Genomic DNA, 17,121 nt, shown 5'->3' with positions numbered 1-17,121 from the left:
CGGGATTCCGAGTGGTGGTGGGCTGCCCGCGACACCTACGACGGTGCGCGACGCTCCTGGATCATGAAGATCCGGCTGGATGTCCCGCCTGAGGCGCCGACCGGAGCCGGACACGGGACGCAGCACTGTGGAGGAGTCTACAGGGGGTTCAGGGCTGCTTCCGACCGAGGTTCTTCCTGGTCCACTCCACCGCGTCGGCGTACCGGGCCTCGGCGCCGTGCCGGGTGGGGGTGTAGTACTCCCGCTCCTTGATTGCGTCCGGCGCGTACTGCTGGGCGGCGATGCCCTCGGGCAGGTCGTGCGGATAGACGTATCCCTGGGCGTGCCCGAGCTTGGCCGCGCCCTTGTAGTGCCCGTCCCGCAGGTGCGCCGGCACGGGGCCGGCCAGTCCCTTGCGCACGTCCTCCATGGCGGCGCCGATGGCCGTCGTCGCGGCGTTCGACTTCGGGGCCAGGGCGAGGGCGATGGTGGCGTGGCTGAGGGTGAGCGCCGCCTCGGGGAAGCCGATCATGGCGACGGCCTGGGCGGCGGCGACCGCGATGGGCAGGGCGTTCGGATCGGCCAGGCCGATGTCCTCGCTGGCGGAGATCATCAGGCGGCGGGCGATGAACCGGGGGTCCTCACCGGCCTCGATCATCCGCGCCAGGTAGTGCAGCGCGGCGTCCACGTCCGAACCGCGGATGGACTTGATCAGGGCGCTGGCCACGTCGTAGTGCTGGTCGCCGTCGCGGTCGTACTTCACGGCGGCGCGGTCGACGGTCTCCTCCAGGGTCTGGAGACCGATCTCGCCCTCCCCCTTGTCGAGGGCGGCCCCTGCCGCGGCCTCCAGGGCGGTCAGGGCGCGGCGGGCGTCGCCGCCGGCGATCCGCAGGAGGTGCGCCTCGGTGTCCCCGGGGAGGGTGACCGAGCCCTTGAGGCCGCGCTCGTCGGTCAGCGCGCGCTTCAGCAGGCCGCGGAGGTCGTCGTCGGTGAGCGGTTCGAGGGTGAGGAGCAGGGAGCGGGACAGCAGCGGGGAGATCACCGAGAAGTACGGGTTCTCCGTGGTCGCCGCGATCAGCGTGACCCAGCGGTTCTCGACGGCCGGGAGGAGGGAGTCCTGCTGGGCCTTGCTGAAGCGGTGGATCTCGTCGAGGAAGAGGACGGTCTCCTTGCCGAAGCCGCCGGTGGCCCGGCGGGCGCCGTCGATGACCGCGCGGACCTCCTTGACCCCGGCGGTGATCGCGGAGAGCTCCACGAAGCGCTTGTTGGTGGCCTTGGAGACGACGTACGCCAGGGTCGTCTTACCGGTGCCGGGCGGGCCCCAGAGGATCACCGAGGAGGGACCGGCCGGGCCGCCGCCGGACTCGCCGACCAGTCTGCGCAGGGGTGAACCGGGCTTCAGCAGATGCTGCTGGCCCACGACCTCGTCCAGGGTGCGCGGACGCATCCGTACGGCCAGGGGGCTGGCGGCCGGGTCCTTCTCCTGGCGTTCTTCGGCTGCGGCGGTGAACAGATCGGGCTCCACACGAAAACCCTATGTCACGCCACTGACACTCCGGCCGGGGCCGCGGTCGGGCCCGAGGACGGTCAGCTGGTCCAGAAGTCCCACCAGCGGGTCAGGATCAGCATGCCGATGATGCCGATGTGCATCACGGGCAGCACCCAGGTGAACTCGCCGAAGAAGCCCTTCAGCCAGCCGGGGGCGGGCAGGAAGCCGTTGCGGATGTTGGAGGACGTCACGTACCAGAACATCACGATCGTGGCGACCCAGGCGAGGCAGCACCACAGGCAGAGCGAGTTGATGTTGTACAGCGACTGGTACTGCAGCCAGGTCACGAAGCCGACGCCGAAGGCGGTGCCCGCGTTGAAGGTCAGCCAGTACCAGCGCGGGTAGGTGGTACGGGCGAGCAGGCTCACGCCGACGCAGATGACGATGCCGTAGGCGACGAGGCCGAGCATCGGGTTGGGGAACCCGAAGACGGAGGCCTGGTCGCTCTTCATGATGTTGCCGCAGGAGACCACCGGGTTGAGGCTGCACCCCGGCGTGAAGTTGGGGTCTTCGAGCAGCTTGAACTTGTCGAGCGTGATGACCCAGGAGGCGAGCAGCCCGGCCGCGCCGGTGATCAGCAGCAGGATCGCGAAGGCCCGGCTCCCGCCCACCGTGCGCGGGGCCTCGGTGGGGTCCGGGCCGGTGGTCGAGACGTCCCTGACTGTCGTCTTGCTCATCACGTCGATTCCGTCGATTCCATAGCGTCGAAGGGGCCGCTGGGGCACGGTCATTGTGCCGTACACCCTCGCGCGCGCACCGTTCGCTGGACGTAAAAGTCGCCCCCGCCACCCGTAAAGGGCGACGAGGGCGACAACGGTTCGAACTCAGCCCAGCCGGGCCTCCAGCTCGGCCACGATCTCGTTCACGCCGACGGCGACCTGTTCCCCGGACTCCATGTCCTTGAGCTGGACGACGCCCTCGGCGAGGTCGCGTTCGCCGGCGACGACCGTGTAGCGCGCGCCGCTGCGGTTGGCGTTCTTCATCGCGCCCTTCAGGCCCTTGCCGCCGTAGGCGAAGTCGGCCGCGATGCCCACCTTGCGCAGTTCGGTGACCTTGGTGAACAGCAGCCGGCGGGCCTCGTCGCCGAGCGGGACGGCGAACACGCTGGTGGCTGCGGGCAGTTCGAGCTCGATGCCCTCCGCCTCCAGGGCGAGGACCGTGCGGTCGACGCCGAGCGCCCAGCCGACCGAGGGCAGCGCGGGGCCGCCGATCATCTCGGAGAGACCGTCGTAGCGGCCACCGCCGCCCACCGCGGACTGCGAACCCAGACCGTCGTGGACGAACTCGAAGGTCGTACGCGTGTAGTAGTCCAGGCCGCGCACCAGCTTGAGGTCGTCCTCGAAGGCGACGCCCGCTCCCGTGATCAGCTCGCGCACCTCCTCGTGGTACGCCTTGCAGGCGTCGCAGAGGTGGTCGCGCAGCAGCGGGGCGTCCCCGAGCTGCTTCTGGACCGACTCGCGCTTGTCGTCGAGGACCCGCAGCGGGTTGATCTCCGCGCGGCGGAGCGTGTCCTCGTCCAGGTCGAGGCCGCGCAGGAAGTCCTGCAGGGCGGCCCGGTAGACGGGACGGCACTCCTTGTCTCCGAGGCTGTTGAGCAGGATGCGGAAGTTCCGCAGGCCCAGCGAGCGGTACGCCTGGTCGGCCAGGATGATCAACTCGGCGTCCAGGGCCGGGTCCTCGGCACCGATGGCCTCGGCGCCCACCTGGGAGAAGTGGCGGTAACGGCCCTTCTGGGGGCGCTCGTAGCGGTAGTACGAGCCGGAGTACCAGAGCTTGACCGGGAGGTTGCCCACCTTGTGGAGGTTGGCCTCCAGCGCGGCGCGCAGGACGGACGCGGTGCCCTCGGGACGCAGGGCGAGCCTGTCGCCGCCCTTGGTCTCGAAGGCGTACATCTCCTTGGTCACGATGTCGGTGGACTCACCCACACCGCGCGCGAACAGTTCGACGCTCTCGAAGCCGGGGGTCTCGATGTAGCCGTAGCCGGAGTTGCGCAGCGGCGCGGCGATGGCCTCGCGGACGGCCAGGTACCTGGCACTGTCCGGGGGCAGCAGGTCGTACGTGCCCTTGGGGGCCTGAAAGGTGCTCACGGAAGGTCTCTCGTCACATTCCTCGTCGGGGAGGGGTCGTCGGACCCGCTCCCTGGCCGCCGGCGGCCACCTGCCGCAGATACGGGTTGGTGGCGCGCTCCTGGCCGATGGTCGTCTGGGGGCCGTGGCCGGACAGCACCACGGTCGAGTCGTCGAGCGGCAGGCACACGCGGGCCAGCGAGTCGAGCATCTCGGCCATGTCACCGCCGGGCAGGTCGGTGCGTCCGATGGAGCCGGCGAAGAGCAGATCCCCGGAGAAGAACACGGAGGGGATCTCCGTGTTCTCGGGCATCCGGAAGGTCACCGACCCCTTGGTATGGCCGGGCGCGTGCGCGACGGACAGCTCCAGACCGGCCAGCTCCAGCTTCGCGCCGTCGGTGAGCTCCTTGACGTCGCCCGGCTCCCCCACGGTCAGCTCGCCCATGAGCGGCATGCCGATGGTCCGGCCGAGCGCCTTCTCCGGGTCGCTCATCATGTAGCGGTCCTCGGGGTGGATCCACGCCGGTACGTCGTGCGCGCCGCACACGGGGACGACCGAGGCCACGTGGTCGATGTGGCCGTGGGTGAGGACGACGGCGACGGGCTTGAGCCGATGCTTCTTCAGCGTCTCCTCGACTCCCTGGGTGGCCTGGTGGCCCGGGTCGATGATCACGCACTCCTCACCGGCGGCGGGGGCGACCAGGTAACAGTTGGTCCCCCAGGCCCCGGCGGGGAACCCGGCAATGAGCACGATCGTCCTTCTTGTGTCGTACGAGGGTGGGTTGCTGTGGATCAGAGCCTACCGGCGCTGCCGTTTCCTCAGCGAACCCATATACGGTACGGGTCACACGCATTCAGTCCACTCAACGGACGCGCGACGCACCCGTCGACGTACGAGACGCATGAGGAGAGAACCCCGTGGTCAGCCAGGATCAGCGGCGGCGTCAGCTCGCCCGGGAGAAGTTCTTGCGGCAGCAGCAGCGGCGCACGTCCGCGCGGCGCAAGGCACGAGTCCGCAACGCTGTGATCGCTTCGGTGCTCGGTGTGATCCTGGTGGGCAGTGTGGCGCTCTACACGACCGACGTCCTCAAGGGCGACGACAAGAAGGACAACGCGAGCGCGGAGGTGAGCCCGAGCGCCTCGCCCAGCAAGGCGCCGGACCCGTGCGAGAAGGCGGCCGAGGGCAAGGTGAAGGAACTCACCTTCAAGAAGGAACCCGCGATCACCATCGACAAGACCGCGAAGTACACGATGGATCTGCGGACGACCTGTGGTGCCATCCCCATAACGATGGACGCGGCGAAGGCCCCGCACACCGTCAACTCGTTCAACTTCCTGGTCAACAAGGGCTACCTGGACCACACGAAGTGCCACCGGCTGACCACGCAGGGCATCTACGTCCTGCAGTGCGGTGACCCGAAGGGCACCGGCATGGGCGGTCCCGGCTACACGATCCCGGACGAGAACCTGAAGGACTCGCGCCTGAAGGGCGACACGTACCCGGCGGGCACGGTCGCGATGGCGAACCAGTTCAACGCGCAGACGGGCGAGGGCAAGAACAGCGGCGGCAGCCAGTTCTTCCTCGTCTTCCAGGACAGCCCGCTGCCGGCCAACTACACGCCGTTCGGCACGGTCTCCGAGGCCGGGATGAAGGTTCTGAAGAAGATCGCCGACGCCGGCGAGAACACGGGGATGGGTGATGGGACGCCCAATGCGACCGTGGTGATCAACAAGGCGACTGTCAAGAAGTCCTGACCGCCAACAGCGAAATTTCGGTCGCGCGGGATGCGGACAGGCAACCCGCCGGTCGCCTATGTTGGCCGTGACGAAACTGTGGACGATGCCCGGGGGAGCTTCAGGTTCCCCGCAGGCATCATGTGGAGGAGGCGCTGTGAGCAGCGACCCGTGGGGCCGCGTCGACGAGACGGGGACCGTGTACGTGCGTACGGCCGACGGCGAGCAGGTCGTCGGTTCCTGGCAGGCCGGCTCCCCTGAGGAGGCGCTGGCCTACTTCGAGCGCAAGTACGAGGGCCTGGTTGTCGAGATCGGCCTCCTCGAGAAGCGCGTCAAGACCACCGACCTGTCCGCGAAGGACGCCCAGGCCGCGATCGACCACATTCGTGAGCAGGTGGACGCGCACCACGCGGTCGGTGACCTGGAAGCGCTGAAGGTGCGCCTGGACAAGCTCGTCGAGACCGTCGAGGCACGGCGCGAGGAGCGCAAGCAGCAGCGGGCCAAGCAGTCGGACGAGGCGCGGCACGCCAAGGAGGCCCTGGTCGCCGAGGCGGAGGAGCTGGCCCAGTCCGACCAGTGGCGGTCCGCCGGTGAACGGCTGCGGGCGCTGGTGGACACCTGGAAGGGTCTGCCGCGGCTGGACCGGAAGTCCGACGACGAGCTCTGGCACCGTTTCTCGCACGCCCGCTCGGCGTTCTCCAAGCGTCGCAAGGCCCACTTCGCGCAGCTCGACGCGCAGCGCGAGGACGCCCGCAAGACCAAGGAGAAGCTGGTCGCGGAGGCCGAGGCGCTGTCGAACTCGACGGACTGGGGTCCGACGGCCGCGCGCTACCGCGAGCTGATGGCCGACTGGAAGGCCGCCGGCCGCGCCCAGCGCGAGCACGAGGACGATCTGTGGAACCGCTTCCGCGGCGCCCAGGACGTCTTCTTCGCCGCCCGCAGCTCGGTGTTCGCCGAGCGGGACGCGGAGCAGTCGGAGAACCTCAAGCTCAAGGAGGAGCTGGCCGGGGAGGCGGAGAAGATCCTGCCGGTGACGGACCTGAAGGCGGCCCGTGCCGCGTTCCGCTCGGTCAACGAGCGGTGGGAGGCCATCGGCCACGTGCCGCGTGACGCCCGTCCGAAGGTCGAGGGCCGGATGCACGCGGTCGAGCGCGCCATCCAGGAGGCCGAGGAAGCGGAGTGGCGCCGCACCAACCCGGAGGCCCGTGCTCGTGCGGCCGGCCTCACGGGTCAGCTCCAGGCCGCCGTCGACAAGCTGAAGACCCAGATCGAGGCCGCCCGTGCCCAGGGCAACAACGCCAAGGCCGACAAGCTCCAGCGTGAGCTCGACGGTCGCCAGGCGCTGCTGGACCAGGCGCTGAAGGGCCTTCAGGAGTTCGGCGGCTGACGCCGGCCGTGCACGCACGAAGAGGGGCGCTCGTACGAACCGTACGGGCGCCCCTCTTCGTGCGTGGTGCCTACGGCCTCCGCGCCGACGTCACGCGGTACACGTCGTAGACGCCCTCCACTCCCCGTACGGCCTTCAGGACGTGGCCCAGGTGCTTGGGGTCGCCCATCTCGAAGGTGAAGCGGGAGGTGGCGACGCGGTCGCGGGAGGTCTGGACGGCCGCCGACAGGATGTTGACGTGCTGGTCGGACAGGACGCGGGTGACGTCCGACAGCAGACGGCTGCGGTCCAGGGCCTCCACCTGTATGGCGACGAGGAAGACCGAGGACTGCGTCGGCGCCCACTCGACGTCGAGGATGCGCTCGGGTTCACGGGAGAGCGACTCGACGTTGACGCAGTCGCTGCGGTGAACCGATACGCCACTGCCCCGGGTGACGAAGCCGATGATGGGGTCGCCGGGGACGGGCGTGCAGCAGCGGGCGAGCTTGACCCACACGTCATCGACGCCCTTGACCACGACACCGGGGTCGTTGCTGCCGCGCCGCTTGCGGCTCCGGCCGCGGGTGGGCGGTACGGACTCGTCGATCTCCTCGGTGGCGGCCTCCTCGCCGCCGAGGGCCTGGACGAGCTTCTGGACCACGCTCTGCGCGGAGACATGGCCTTCGCCTATGGCCGCGTAGAGGGCGGAGATGTCCGGGTAGCGCATCTCGTGCGCCAGGGTGACGAGCGAGTCGCCCGTGAGGATGCGCTGGATCGGCAGGTTCTGCTTGCGCATCGCGCGGACGATGGCGTCCTTGCCCTGCTCGATGGCCTCGTCGCGGCGCTCCTTGGAGAACCAGGCGCGGATCTTGTTGCGGGCGCGCGGCGACTTCACGAAGCCGAGCCAGTCGCGGGAGGGGCCCGCGCCGGCCGCCTTGGAGGTGAAGACCTCCACGAGGTCGCCGTTGTCGAGGGTGGATTCGAGCGGGACCAGGCGGCCGTTCACCCGGGCGCCTATGGTGCGGTGGCCGACCTCGGTGTGGACCGCGTACGCGAAGTCGACGGGGGTCGCGCTGGCCGGCAGCGCGATGACGTCGCCCTTGGGGGTGAAGACGAAGACCTCGTTGCGGGAGAGGTCGAAGCGCAGGGACTCCAGGAACTCTCCGGGGTCCTCGGTCTCCTTCTGCCAGTCGAGGAGCTGGCGCAGCCAGGCCATGTCGTTGAGGTGGTCGTCCTTGCCGGTGGTCCGCGGCTGGTCCGAGCGCACCTTGGAGGCACCGGCGACGGCCTCCTGCTTGTACTTCCAGTGCGCGGCGATGCCGTACTCGGCGCGGCGGTGCATGTCGAACGTACGGATCTGGAGTTCGACGGGCTTGCCGTTGGGGCCGATGACGGTCGTGTGCAGCGACTGGTACATGTTGAACTTGGGCATCGCGATGTAGTCCTTGAACCGCCCCGGAACCGGGTTCCAGCGGGCGTGGACGGTGCCCAGGGCCGCGTAGCAGTCGCGGACGGTGTCCACCAGGACGCGGATGCCGACCAGGTCGTAGATCTCCGCGAAGTCGCGACCGCGGACGATCATCTTCTGGTAGACGCTGTAGTAGTGCTTCGGGCGGCCGGTGACGGTGGCCTTGATGCGGGCGGCGCGCAGGTCCTGCTGGACCTCGTCGGTCACTATGGCGAGGTACTCGTCGCGCTTGGGGGCCCGCTCGGCGACGAGGCGGACGATCTCGTCGTACATCTTGGGGTAGAGGATCGCGAAGGCGAGGTCCTCCAGCTCCCACTTGATGGTGTTCATGCCCAGGCGATGGGCGAGCGGCGCGTAGATCTCCAGGGTCTCGCGCGCCTTCTTCTCCTGCTTCTCGCGCTTGAGGTAGCGCATGGTGCGCATGTTGTGCAGGCGGTCGGCGAGCTTGATGACCAGGACGCGGGGGTCCTTGGCCATGGCGACGACCATCTTGCGCACGGTCTCGGCCTGGGCGGCCTCGCCGAACTTGACCTTGTCGAGCTTGGTGACGCCGTCGACGAGGAGGGCGACGGAGTCACCGAAGTCGCGGCGGAGCTGGTCCAGGCCGTACTCGGTGTCCTCGACCGTGTCGTGCAGCAGACCGGCCATCAAGGTGGCCGGATCCATACCCAGCTCGGCGAGGATGGTGGTGACGGCGAGCGGGTGCGTGATGTACGGGTCGCCGCTCTTGCGCTTCTGGCCCCGGTGCCAGCGCTCGGCGACCTGGTAGGCCTTCTCGATCTGGCGGAGCGTCGACGTCTCGATCTTCGGGTCGTTGCCGCGCACGATCCGCAGCAGCGGCTCCAGGACCGGGTTGTACGGGTTGGAGCGCTGCACGCCGAGGCGGGCGAGACGGGCCCGTACGCGGTTGGAGGAGCCGGAGCGGGCGGGCTGCCCCGTGCTCGCGGGGCGGGCCGGGGGCGCCGGAGCGGGCGCGGGCGCGGGGCGCTCGGGCGGGGCGGGCTTGGGGCGCGACGGGCCGTCGGTCTTGTCGGCGGGCGCGGACTGGGCGTGCTCGACGGAGCCCTGTGCGGACGCGGCGGTGTTCTCGGGGTTCGCCTTCGTCGCGTTCTGCGCGGGCTTGGCCGCGGGGCCCGAGGCGGGCTCGGGCTTGGCGGCTGTCAGGTGCTGGGCCTCGTCTGCCAAGAGGGCTCCTCGTGCGCGATCCGGGTCCCCCGGTCAGGCTCCGGAGCACCCATGGTAGCGATCCCGCGCCCCAGGATCGCCTTCAGGCCACAGTGAGGGCGGTCTACCCAGGAAACACAGGGGGCGCGCGACGGATTCCTCGGGGCCGCCGCAGGGGTGTGCGGCGAGGCCTGGGAGCGTGGTGGGTCGGTACGGCGCGGGTCGTACGGGCTGCTCAGGCGGCTCCCCCTTCGGGGCGGGGGCCGGTGGTGCGCGGCCGACGGGGCGGCTGTAGGGGCGCACGACGGCGGCGGGCGCCCCGGAAAGAATCCCGGGGCGCCCGCCGTGTGGTGGTGCGCCGTGCGTCAGACGGTGATCAGGGCCTCCAGCGGGGCCCCCGCCAACGCGGTCTCCAGGCGCCGGCGGCCCGGGAGGAACGACAGCTCCATCAGGACCGCGACGCCGGCGACCTGGGCGCCCGCGCGGCGGATCAGCTGGAGCGAAGCCTCGGCGGTGCCACCGGTGGCGAGGACGTCGTCGATGACCATGACGCGGTCGCCCGCGCTCAGGTCCTCGGCGTGCACCTCGATCTCGGCGGAGCCGTACTCCAGGTCGTAGGCCTGGCCGAGCGTGGCTCCGGGGAGCTTGCCCGCCTTGCGTACGGGGATGAAGCCGACGCCCGCGCGGACGGCGGCCGGGGCGCCCAGGATGAAGCCCCGGGCCTCCAGACCGACGATCTTCGTGGCGCCGTGCCGGACCGTCAGCTCGGCCAGCGCGTCGGTCAGCGCGGTGAACGCCGCCGGGTCGGCCAGCAGCGGGGTGATGTCCTTGAACATCACCCCCGGCTCCGGGTAGTCCGCGACATCACGGATACGGCTGAGCAGCAGCTCCTTGATGTCGGTCATCGCCGCTTCCCGCCCCGGCCCCGGCTGCGGCTCCCGGACTGGGCACGCGGGCCGACCACCGCGGGGGTGGCGTCCGCCGGCTCGTCGTCGTCGTACGGACCGTCGCCCGCCGTCTCCGAGTCGTGCTCGGCCTGGGCCCGCTTGGCGAGGACGCGCTTCTTGAGGGCCTTCAGCTGCGGCTCGCGCTCCTTGAGGTCGGCGACGAGCGGCGTGGCGATGAAGATCGAGGAGTAGGCACCGGCCGCGAGGCCGACGAACAGCGACAGCGAGATGTCGTTGAGCATGCCCGCGCCGAGGACACCGCCACCGATGAAGAGGAGGCCGGCGACCGGGAGCAGCGCCACCACCGTGGTGTTGATCGACCGCACCAGGGTGCTGTTGATCGAGCGGTTGGCGATCTCGGCGTACGTCCAGCGGTTCTGCTTGGTGATGTCCTTCGTCTGCTCCTTGAGGCTGTCGAAGACGACGACCGTGTCGTAGAGCGAGTAACCGAGGATGGTCAGCAGACCGATCACCGTGCCCGGCGTCACCTCGAAGCCGACGAGGGCGTAGATGCCGATCGTGATGGTGATGTCGTGGATCAGGGCGACGAACGCGGCGATGGCCATGCGCCACTCGAAGGCGATCGCCAGATAGATCACCACGAGCACCAGGAAGATGGCCAGGCCCTGCCAGGCCTTGTTGGCGATCTGGTCACCCCAACTGGGGCCGACCAGGTCCGCGTTGATCGAGTCGGCGTCGACCTTCAGGTCCTTGGCGAGTTCCTGCTTGATCTCGTCGGACTTGGCCGTGTCCACACCGGAGATCTGGATGCGCAGTGAGTCGTTGCCGAGCTCCTGGACGATCGCGTCGTGGCCGGAGGCCTCCTCCGCGTAGGTCTCCGCCTGGCTGACCGAGACGCTCGTCTTCCCGGTGGTGAAGACGGCACCGCCCTGGAACTCGATGCCCATGCTCAGACCGCGCACCGCCAGGCCGACGATGGCCGTGATGGTGATCAGGATCGAGACGCCGTACCAGATCTTGCGATTGCCGACGAAGTCGTAACCGACCTCGCCGCGGTGGAGTCGGGCTCCGAGGTCACCGAGCTTCGACATCTCAGGCCTCCTTCGGGTCGGCGGGGACGACGGGACGGCGGGTGCGGCGCAGCGGCGGCCGGGCACCCAGTCGCTTCGGGTCGAGACCGGACCAGCTGTGGCCGTTGCCGAAGAACTTGGTGCGGGCCAGCAGGGTCAGGAGCGGCTTCGTGAAGAAGAAGACGACCACGACGTCGAGCACGGTCGTCAGACCCAGCGTGAACGCGAAGCCCTGGACCTTGCCGACGGTCACGATGAAGAGCACCGCGGCGGAGAGGAACGAGACGAAGTCGGAGACCAGGATGGTGCGCCGGGCACGGGGCCAGGCCCGCTCGACGGCGGGACGCAGCGTGCGGCCCTCGCGGATCTCGTCCCGGACGCGTTCGAAGTACACGATGAACGAGTCCGCGGTGATACCGATCGCGACGATCGCACCGCAGACCGCCGGGAGGTTCAGCGCGAAGTTGATGGTCGGGCCGAGCAGCGCCATGATCACGTAGGTCAGGACCGCCGAGACCAGCAGCGAGGCGATGGCGATGAGCGACAGGCCGCGGTAGTAGACGACCAGGTAGATCACGACCAGGGCCAGACCGATCGCACCGGCGATCAGACCGGCTTGCAGCTGCTCACCGCCGAGCGCGGGGCTGACGGTGGTGACGCTGGACTCCTTGAAGGTCAGCGGGAGCGCGCCGTAGGACAGCATGTTGGCGAGGTTCTGGGCCTCCTCCTGCGTGAAGCTGCCGGAGATCTCGGCCTTGCCGCCGGTGACCGCCGCCTGCACGTAGGGGTGGGAGACGACCTCGTCGTCGAGGACGATCGCGAACTCGTTCTGCGGGGAGGTCTGCGTCGCCAGCTGGCCGGTGATGTCGGCGAACTTGTCGGCGCCCTTGGAGTCGAAGTCCATGACGACCTGCCAGCCGGTGCCGCTCTGCGTGTCGAGCAGCGCCTGGGCCTTCTCGACCTCGGTGCCGTCGACCCCGACCGGGCCGAGGACGAACTTGCTCCAGCTGCCGTTGTCCTGGCCGCAGGCCACGACGACGTCGGTGGTCTTGCCCTTGCCGGCCTCGGCGCGCTGCTTCGGGTCGTTGCAGTCGAGGGCGGCGAACTTGGCCTGGAGGGCCTGGGTCGCCGCGTCGGCGCTCGGGCTCGCGGACGGGGAGGCGTCGTCGGAGGCCTTGGCGGACGCCGAGCCGCTGCCCGACGGCGTGGGGTCGGCCTTCAGCGCGTCGGTGAGCGCACGGCCCTGCGACGTGGCGGAGGACGAAGGGGTGGACGACGGGCCGGCGGAGTCACCGGCCCCGGGCTCGGTGGCCTCGTCCTTGCCGTCGGAGCTCGACGGGCTCGGCGAGCCGCTGCCGCTGGGGCTGGTGCTCGGCGAGGCGGTGGGGTTCTCCGTCGCACCGGAGCCGACCTGGCTCTGGAGGACGGGGCGGAAGTACAGCTTCGCGGTGGTGCCGACCTGGTCCCGGGCCTCTTCGGAATCCGTGCCCTTGGGGATGTTGACAATGATGTTCTCATTGCCCTGGGTCTGGACCTCCGCCTCGGACACGCCCAGACCGTTGACACGGCGGTTCATGATCTCGACCGCGGTGTCCATGTTGGTCTTGTTGATCGCGTTGGGCTGGCCGGGCTCGTTGATCGCCGTCAGTGTGATGCTCGTACCACCGGCGAGGTCGATACCGAGACGCGGAGTGGTGTGTCCGGAGGCGAACATTCCCCCGGTGAGCGCCACAAGGGCGATCAGGATGAGGGCCAGCGCGCGCCCAGGCTTGCTCTGGGCGCTCGCGCTCCGGCCCTTCTTCGGTGCTGCCACCTTCTCGTACTCCCTCTCGGGCCGTCGTGCGCGGGGTCAGCGCGGGGACGGCCATGACTTGTGTCGGGAATCCGGCGAAAACGGCACGTGCCCGGGGCGCGGGCGGTTCTCGCTCGCACTCCCGGGACGTGACTACTTCGCGTCGGACTCGCCGTCGGTCTTCTTCGGCTCTGCTTCGTCGGCCTTGGCCTCGTCGGCCTTCGCCACGGCGGTCTCGTCGGCCGCGTCGTCGGACGCGTCCTTCTTGCCGAGGTCGATGGGCTTGTCGTCGGAAGCGGCGGAAGCGTCGTCGGAGGGCTCGTCGGTCTCGGTGAGGGAGGAGGCGTCGTCCGGGACGACGTCGGACTTCAGGTCGTGCTCGATGCCGTGGACGATGCGGTTGTACTCCTCGTCGCTGAGGACGGCACCGATGGAGTTCTTGGCGAACAGCAGCTCGACGCCCGGCCCGGCGTCGAGGAGGACGGTGTCCTCGCTGACCTCCTTGACGGTCGCGTACATGCCCCCGATCGTGCGGACGCCGGAACCGGGCTGCATCTGGTTCCGCATGTCGACGGCCTGCTGCTGCTTCTTCTTGGCCGATCGGGTCATCAGGATCATGGCCCCGATGAGCACGATGAACGGGAGGAGGGTCACGAGACTCACGGGTCGGAACTTCCTTCACACGACCGCGATGGCGAGCGGCCTGATGGTTGGGGGTATGTGTGCTGCCGACAAGGGCGGCATCGGCGGAGTCTAAGCGAGTCCACCGTGATGGAACAACGCACAGCATGTCACCGGGGTTCCATGCCGGGCGAGTACCGCGCCGTCACGAGACGGTCACGCCCCGAACAGGTTCTGTTGTCCGTTTCCGCCGGTCGTACCGCGTGGCGGGGTGAGTCCGAGGTGGGCCCAGGCGGCGGGAGTCGCGACCCGGCCGCGGGGGGTCCGGGCGAGCAGTCCCTCGCGGACGAGGAAGGGTTCGGCGACCTCCTCGACGGTCTCGCGCTCCTCCCCCACGGCGACGGCGAGGGTGGACAGGCCGACGGGTCCGCCGCCGAAGAGCTTGAGCAGGGCTTCGAGGACGCCCCGGTCGAGGCGGTCGAGGCCGCGGGCGTCCACCTCGTACACGGCGAGGGCGGCCCCGGCGATGTCGCGCGTGATGAAGCCGTCCGCCTTGACCTGCGCGTAGTCCCGTACCCGGCGCAGCAGGCGGTTGGCGATACGGGGGGTGCCGCGGGAGCGGCCCGCGATCTCGGCGGCGCCGTCCGTGTCGATCTCGACGTCGAGCAGGTTCGCCGAGCGGTGGATGACGCGCTCCAGTTCGGCGGGCTCGTAGAACTCCATGTGCGCGGTGAAGCCGAAGCGGTCGCGCAGCGGCGGGGGCAGCAGTCCCGCGCGCGTGGTGGCGCCGACCAGGGTGAAGGGCGGCAGTTCGAGGGGGATCGCGGTGGCGCCGGGGCCCTTGCCGACGATCACGTCGACGCGGAAGTCCTCCATCGCCATGTACAGCATTTCTTCGGCGGGCCGGGACATGCGGTGGATCTCGTCGAGGAAGAGGACCTCGCCCTCCTGGAGGGAGGAGAGGATCGCGGCGAGGTCGCCGGCGTGCTGGATGGCGGGGCCGGAGGTGATCCGGATGGGGGCGCCCATCTCGGCCGCGATGATCATCGAGAGCGTGGTCTTGCCGAGGCCCGGGGCACCGGAGAGCAGGACATGGTCGGCGGTGGCCCCGCGCGCGCGTGCCGCGCGCAGGACCAGGTCGAGCTGCTCGCGGACCTTCTCCTGGCCGATGAACTCGTCGAGGTCCTTGGGGCGCAGGGCGGCCTCGACGGCCTGGTCCTCACGGTCGGCGACGGAGCCCACCAGGCGCTCGGGGGCGGTGTCGTCGGTCGTGTCGTCCCAGTTCATTGCGTGTGCCTCGCGGTTCGCGGTCGGATGGAGCGGAGGGGTGGCCGGGGGGCGTGCGGGTGGCGCACGATCCTCGACAGAGCGGTCAGCGGGCTCTGTTGAGGGTCTGGAGGGCCGCCTTCAGCAACTGGCCCACCTGGGGCGTGCCTTCGGTGGCCTCGGCCTGGGGGGTCACGGCCGACACGGCTTCGTCGGCCTCGCGGGTGGCGTACCCGAGGCCGATCAGGGCGGCGTGCAACTGGTCGCGCCAGCCCTGGGTGACCGGGGCGCCGATCGCGGGGGCGCCCACCGGCTCGCCCAGGCGGTCCTTCAGCTCCAACAACAGCTTCTGGGCACCCTTCTTGCCGATGCCGGGGACGGCGATCAGCGCCTTCTCGTCACCGGTGGCCACCGCTCGGCGCAGGGCGTCCGGGGCGTGCACGGCGAGCATCGCCTGCGCCAGGCGCGGGCCCACGCCGCTCGCGGTCTGCAGCAGTTCGAAGACCTGGCGCTCGTCGTCGTCGACGAAGCCGTACAGCGTGAGCGAGTCCTCGCGGACCACCAGGGAGGTGGCGAGCTTGGCCGGCTGCCCCATGCGGAGTCCGGACAACGTGTTGGGCGTGCACTGGACCGCGATGCCGATCCCGCCCACCTCGACCACCGCGGAGTCCGGGGCGAGGGCGGCGACCGGGCCGCTGACGAAGGCGATCATGACGTACGGCCTTTCGATGCGTGCAGGGCCACGGCCTGCTGGAGGCGGTTCTGGGCGGGGGCCCGCCAGATGTGGCAGATGGCGAGGGCGAGGGCGTCGGCGGCGTCCGCCGGTTTCGGTGGTGCGTCGAGCCGGAGGAGACGGGTGACCATGGCGCCGACCTGGGCCTTGTCGGCGCGGCCGCTGCCGGTGACGGCGGCCTTGACCTCGCTGGGCGTGTGCAGGGCGACGGGAATGCCGCGGCGTGCGGCGCACAGCATGGCCACGGCGCTGGCCTGGGCGGTGCCCATGACCGTCCGGACGTTGTGCTGGCTGAACACCCGTTCCACGGCGACGACTTCGGGACGGTGTTCGTCGAGCCACCGCTCGATGCCCTGCTCGATCGCGACGAGGCGGTGCCCCAACTCCGCGTCCGCGGGCGTACGGACGACACCGACGCCGAGCATGGTGAGGGGTCGTCCGGCGACGCCCTCCACGACCCCGACACCACAACGGGTCAGTCCCGGGTCCACCCCCAGTACGCGCACGCGCCCCTCCCATCGATCTCCTGATTTCCGCAGGCTATCGGGTGCCGCTGACAACGGCCGACAACGCGACGGGCCGACGGGGTCGTCCCGTCGGCCCGTTGAAGCCCGTCGGCCGGGAAGCCCGCTCGGCTCCCGGCGGCGCTACGCGTCGACCTTGGCCATCACGTCGTCGCTGACGTCGAAGTTGGCGAAGACGTTCTGGACGTCGTCGCTGTCCTCCAGGGCGTCGATCAGCTTGAAGATCTTCTTGGCGCCCTCCTCGTCCAGCTCGACCTGCATGGTCGGGACGAAGTTGGCCTCGGCGGAGTCGTAGTCGATGCCGGCCTCCTGGAGGGAGGAGCGGACCGCGACCAGGTCGGTGGCCTCGCTGAGCACCTCGAAGGACTCGCCCAGGTCATTGACCTCCTCGGCGCCGGCGTCGAGCACGACCTCCAGGACGTCGTCCTCGGACAGCTCGCCCTTGGGGACGATCACGACACCCTTGCGGTTGAAGAGGTACGAGACGGAGCCCGGGTCGGCCATCGAGCCACCGTTGCGGGTCATGGCGACACGGACGTCCGAGGCGGCGCGGTTGCGGTTGTCGGTGAGGCACTCGATGAGCACCGCGACACCGTTGGGACCGTAGCCCTCGTACATGATCGTCTCGTAGTCGGCGCCGCCGGCCTCCAGGCCGCCGCCACGCTTGATCGCGGAGTCGATGTTCTTGTTGGGAACCGACTGCTTCTTCGCCTTCTGCACGGCGTCGTAGAGCGTGGGGTTGCCTTCGAGGTCGACGCCGCCCATCCGCGCGGCGACCTCGATGTTCTTGATCAGCTTCGCGAAGAGCTTGCCGCGCTTGGCGTCGATCACGGCCTTCTTGTGCTTCGTCGTAGCCCATTTAGAGTGGCCGGACATCTGCC

15 protein-coding genes are annotated in these 17,121 nt (G+C 69.8%); 2 read left to right on the top strand and 13 right to left on the bottom strand.

From position 1 onward, the window contains the following. Window positions 1–148: 148 nt before the first annotated feature. From RM704_RS37330 to RM704_RS37315, 4 genes are all read right to left on the bottom strand, one after another. Window positions 149–1,504 carry a replication-associated recombination protein A gene (locus tag RM704_RS37330; RefSeq protein WP_033532581.1) on the bottom strand — a complete coding sequence of 452 codons (1,356 nt, stop codon included), beginning with the start codon at window positions 1,502–1,504 and terminating at the stop codon, window positions 149–151. A gap of 62 nt (window positions 1,505–1,566) precedes the next feature. Further along, window positions 1,567–2,205: a vitamin K epoxide reductase family protein gene (locus tag RM704_RS37325; RefSeq protein ID WP_033532582.1), complete on the bottom strand. Its 639-nt coding sequence runs from the start codon at window positions 2,203–2,205 to the stop codon at window positions 1,567–1,569. Between the two features lie 147 nt (window positions 2,206–2,352). Continuing rightward, window positions 2,353–3,615 (bottom strand): histidine--tRNA ligase, encoded by a 1,263-nt coding sequence (gene hisS / locus RM704_RS37320; protein ID WP_033532583.1) that lies wholly within the window; start codon window positions 3,613–3,615, stop codon window positions 2,353–2,355. A gap of 13 nt (window positions 3,616–3,628) precedes the next feature. Beyond that, window positions 3,629–4,345 carry an MBL fold metallo-hydrolase gene (locus tag RM704_RS37315; RefSeq protein ID WP_033532584.1) on the bottom strand — a complete coding sequence of 239 codons (717 nt, stop codon included), beginning with the start codon at window positions 4,343–4,345 and terminating at the stop codon, window positions 3,629–3,631. A 167-nt stretch (window positions 4,346–4,512) separates the two neighbouring features. Between RM704_RS37315 and RM704_RS37310 the strand changes: the two genes are divergently transcribed. Continuing rightward, window positions 4,513–5,349, top strand: coding sequence for a peptidylprolyl isomerase (locus RM704_RS37310; RefSeq protein WP_033532585.1), 837 nt, complete (start codon window positions 4,513–4,515; stop codon window positions 5,347–5,349). 136 nt (window positions 5,350–5,485) lie between these two features. Continuing rightward, the gene (locus RM704_RS37305) at window positions 5,486–6,715 is read left to right on the top strand and encodes a DUF349 domain-containing protein (RefSeq protein ID WP_033532586.1); all 1,230 of its coding nucleotides are present in this window, start codon (window positions 5,486–5,488) and stop codon (window positions 6,713–6,715) included. A 70-nt stretch (window positions 6,716–6,785) separates the two neighbouring features. Here RM704_RS37305 and RM704_RS37300 read toward each other — a convergent pair whose 3' ends face one another. From RM704_RS37300 to RM704_RS37260, 9 genes are all read right to left on the bottom strand, one after another. Next, a complete protein-coding gene (locus tag RM704_RS37300) occupies window positions 6,786–9,347 on the bottom strand; it encodes a RelA/SpoT family protein (protein ID WP_311592321.1) in 2,562 nt (853 codons plus the stop codon). Between the two features lie 344 nt (window positions 9,348–9,691). Further along, window positions 9,692–10,231 carry an adenine phosphoribosyltransferase gene (locus RM704_RS37295; protein WP_033532587.1) on the bottom strand — a complete coding sequence of 180 codons (540 nt, stop codon included), beginning with the start codon at window positions 10,229–10,231 and terminating at the stop codon, window positions 9,692–9,694. After that, entirely contained in the window at window positions 10,228–11,325 is a 1,098-nt protein-coding gene (secF, locus tag RM704_RS37290) for a protein translocase subunit SecF (RefSeq protein WP_033532588.1), read from the bottom strand. Before secF ends, RM704_RS37295 begins: the two co-directional genes overlap by 4 nt. A 1-nt stretch (window position 11,326) precedes the next feature. Next, the gene (gene secD / locus RM704_RS37285) at window positions 11,327–13,117 is read right to left on the bottom strand and encodes a protein translocase subunit SecD (RefSeq protein WP_033532589.1); all 1,791 of its coding nucleotides are present in this window, start codon (window positions 13,115–13,117) and stop codon (window positions 11,327–11,329) included. A 132-nt stretch (window positions 13,118–13,249) separates the two neighbouring features. Next, window positions 13,250–13,759, bottom strand: coding sequence for a preprotein translocase subunit YajC (gene yajC / locus RM704_RS37280; protein WP_033532590.1), 510 nt, complete (start codon window positions 13,757–13,759; stop codon window positions 13,250–13,252). Window positions 13,760–13,933: 174 nt separating this feature from the next. Further along, complete coding sequence (gene ruvB / locus RM704_RS37275; protein WP_033532591.1) at window positions 13,934–15,004, bottom strand: Holliday junction branch migration DNA helicase RuvB; 1,071 nt, start codon at window positions 15,002–15,004, stop codon at window positions 13,934–13,936. Window positions 15,005–15,089: 85 nt separating this feature from the next. Further along, entirely contained in the window at window positions 15,090–15,695 is a 606-nt protein-coding gene (ruvA, locus tag RM704_RS37270) for a Holliday junction branch migration protein RuvA (protein ID WP_033532592.1), read from the bottom strand. After that, on the bottom strand, window positions 15,692–16,222 hold the full coding sequence (gene ruvC, locus RM704_RS37265) for a crossover junction endodeoxyribonuclease RuvC (protein ID WP_033532593.1): 531 nt from the start codon (window positions 16,220–16,222) through the stop codon (window positions 15,692–15,694). Before ruvC ends, ruvA begins: the two co-directional genes overlap by 4 nt. Window positions 16,223–16,363: 141 nt before the next feature. After that, window positions 16,364–17,116 (bottom strand): YebC/PmpR family DNA-binding transcriptional regulator, encoded by a 753-nt coding sequence (locus RM704_RS37260; protein WP_033532594.1) that lies wholly within the window; start codon window positions 17,114–17,116, stop codon window positions 16,364–16,366. Window positions 17,117–17,121 lie beyond the last annotated feature (5 nt).

It is taken from the genome of Streptomyces gottesmaniae (assembly GCF_031845845.1).
Taxonomy (GTDB): domain Bacteria; phylum Actinomycetota; class Actinomycetes; order Streptomycetales; family Streptomycetaceae; genus Streptomyces; species Streptomyces akebiae.
This window is presented reverse-complemented; position numbering and strand designations above follow the sequence as displayed.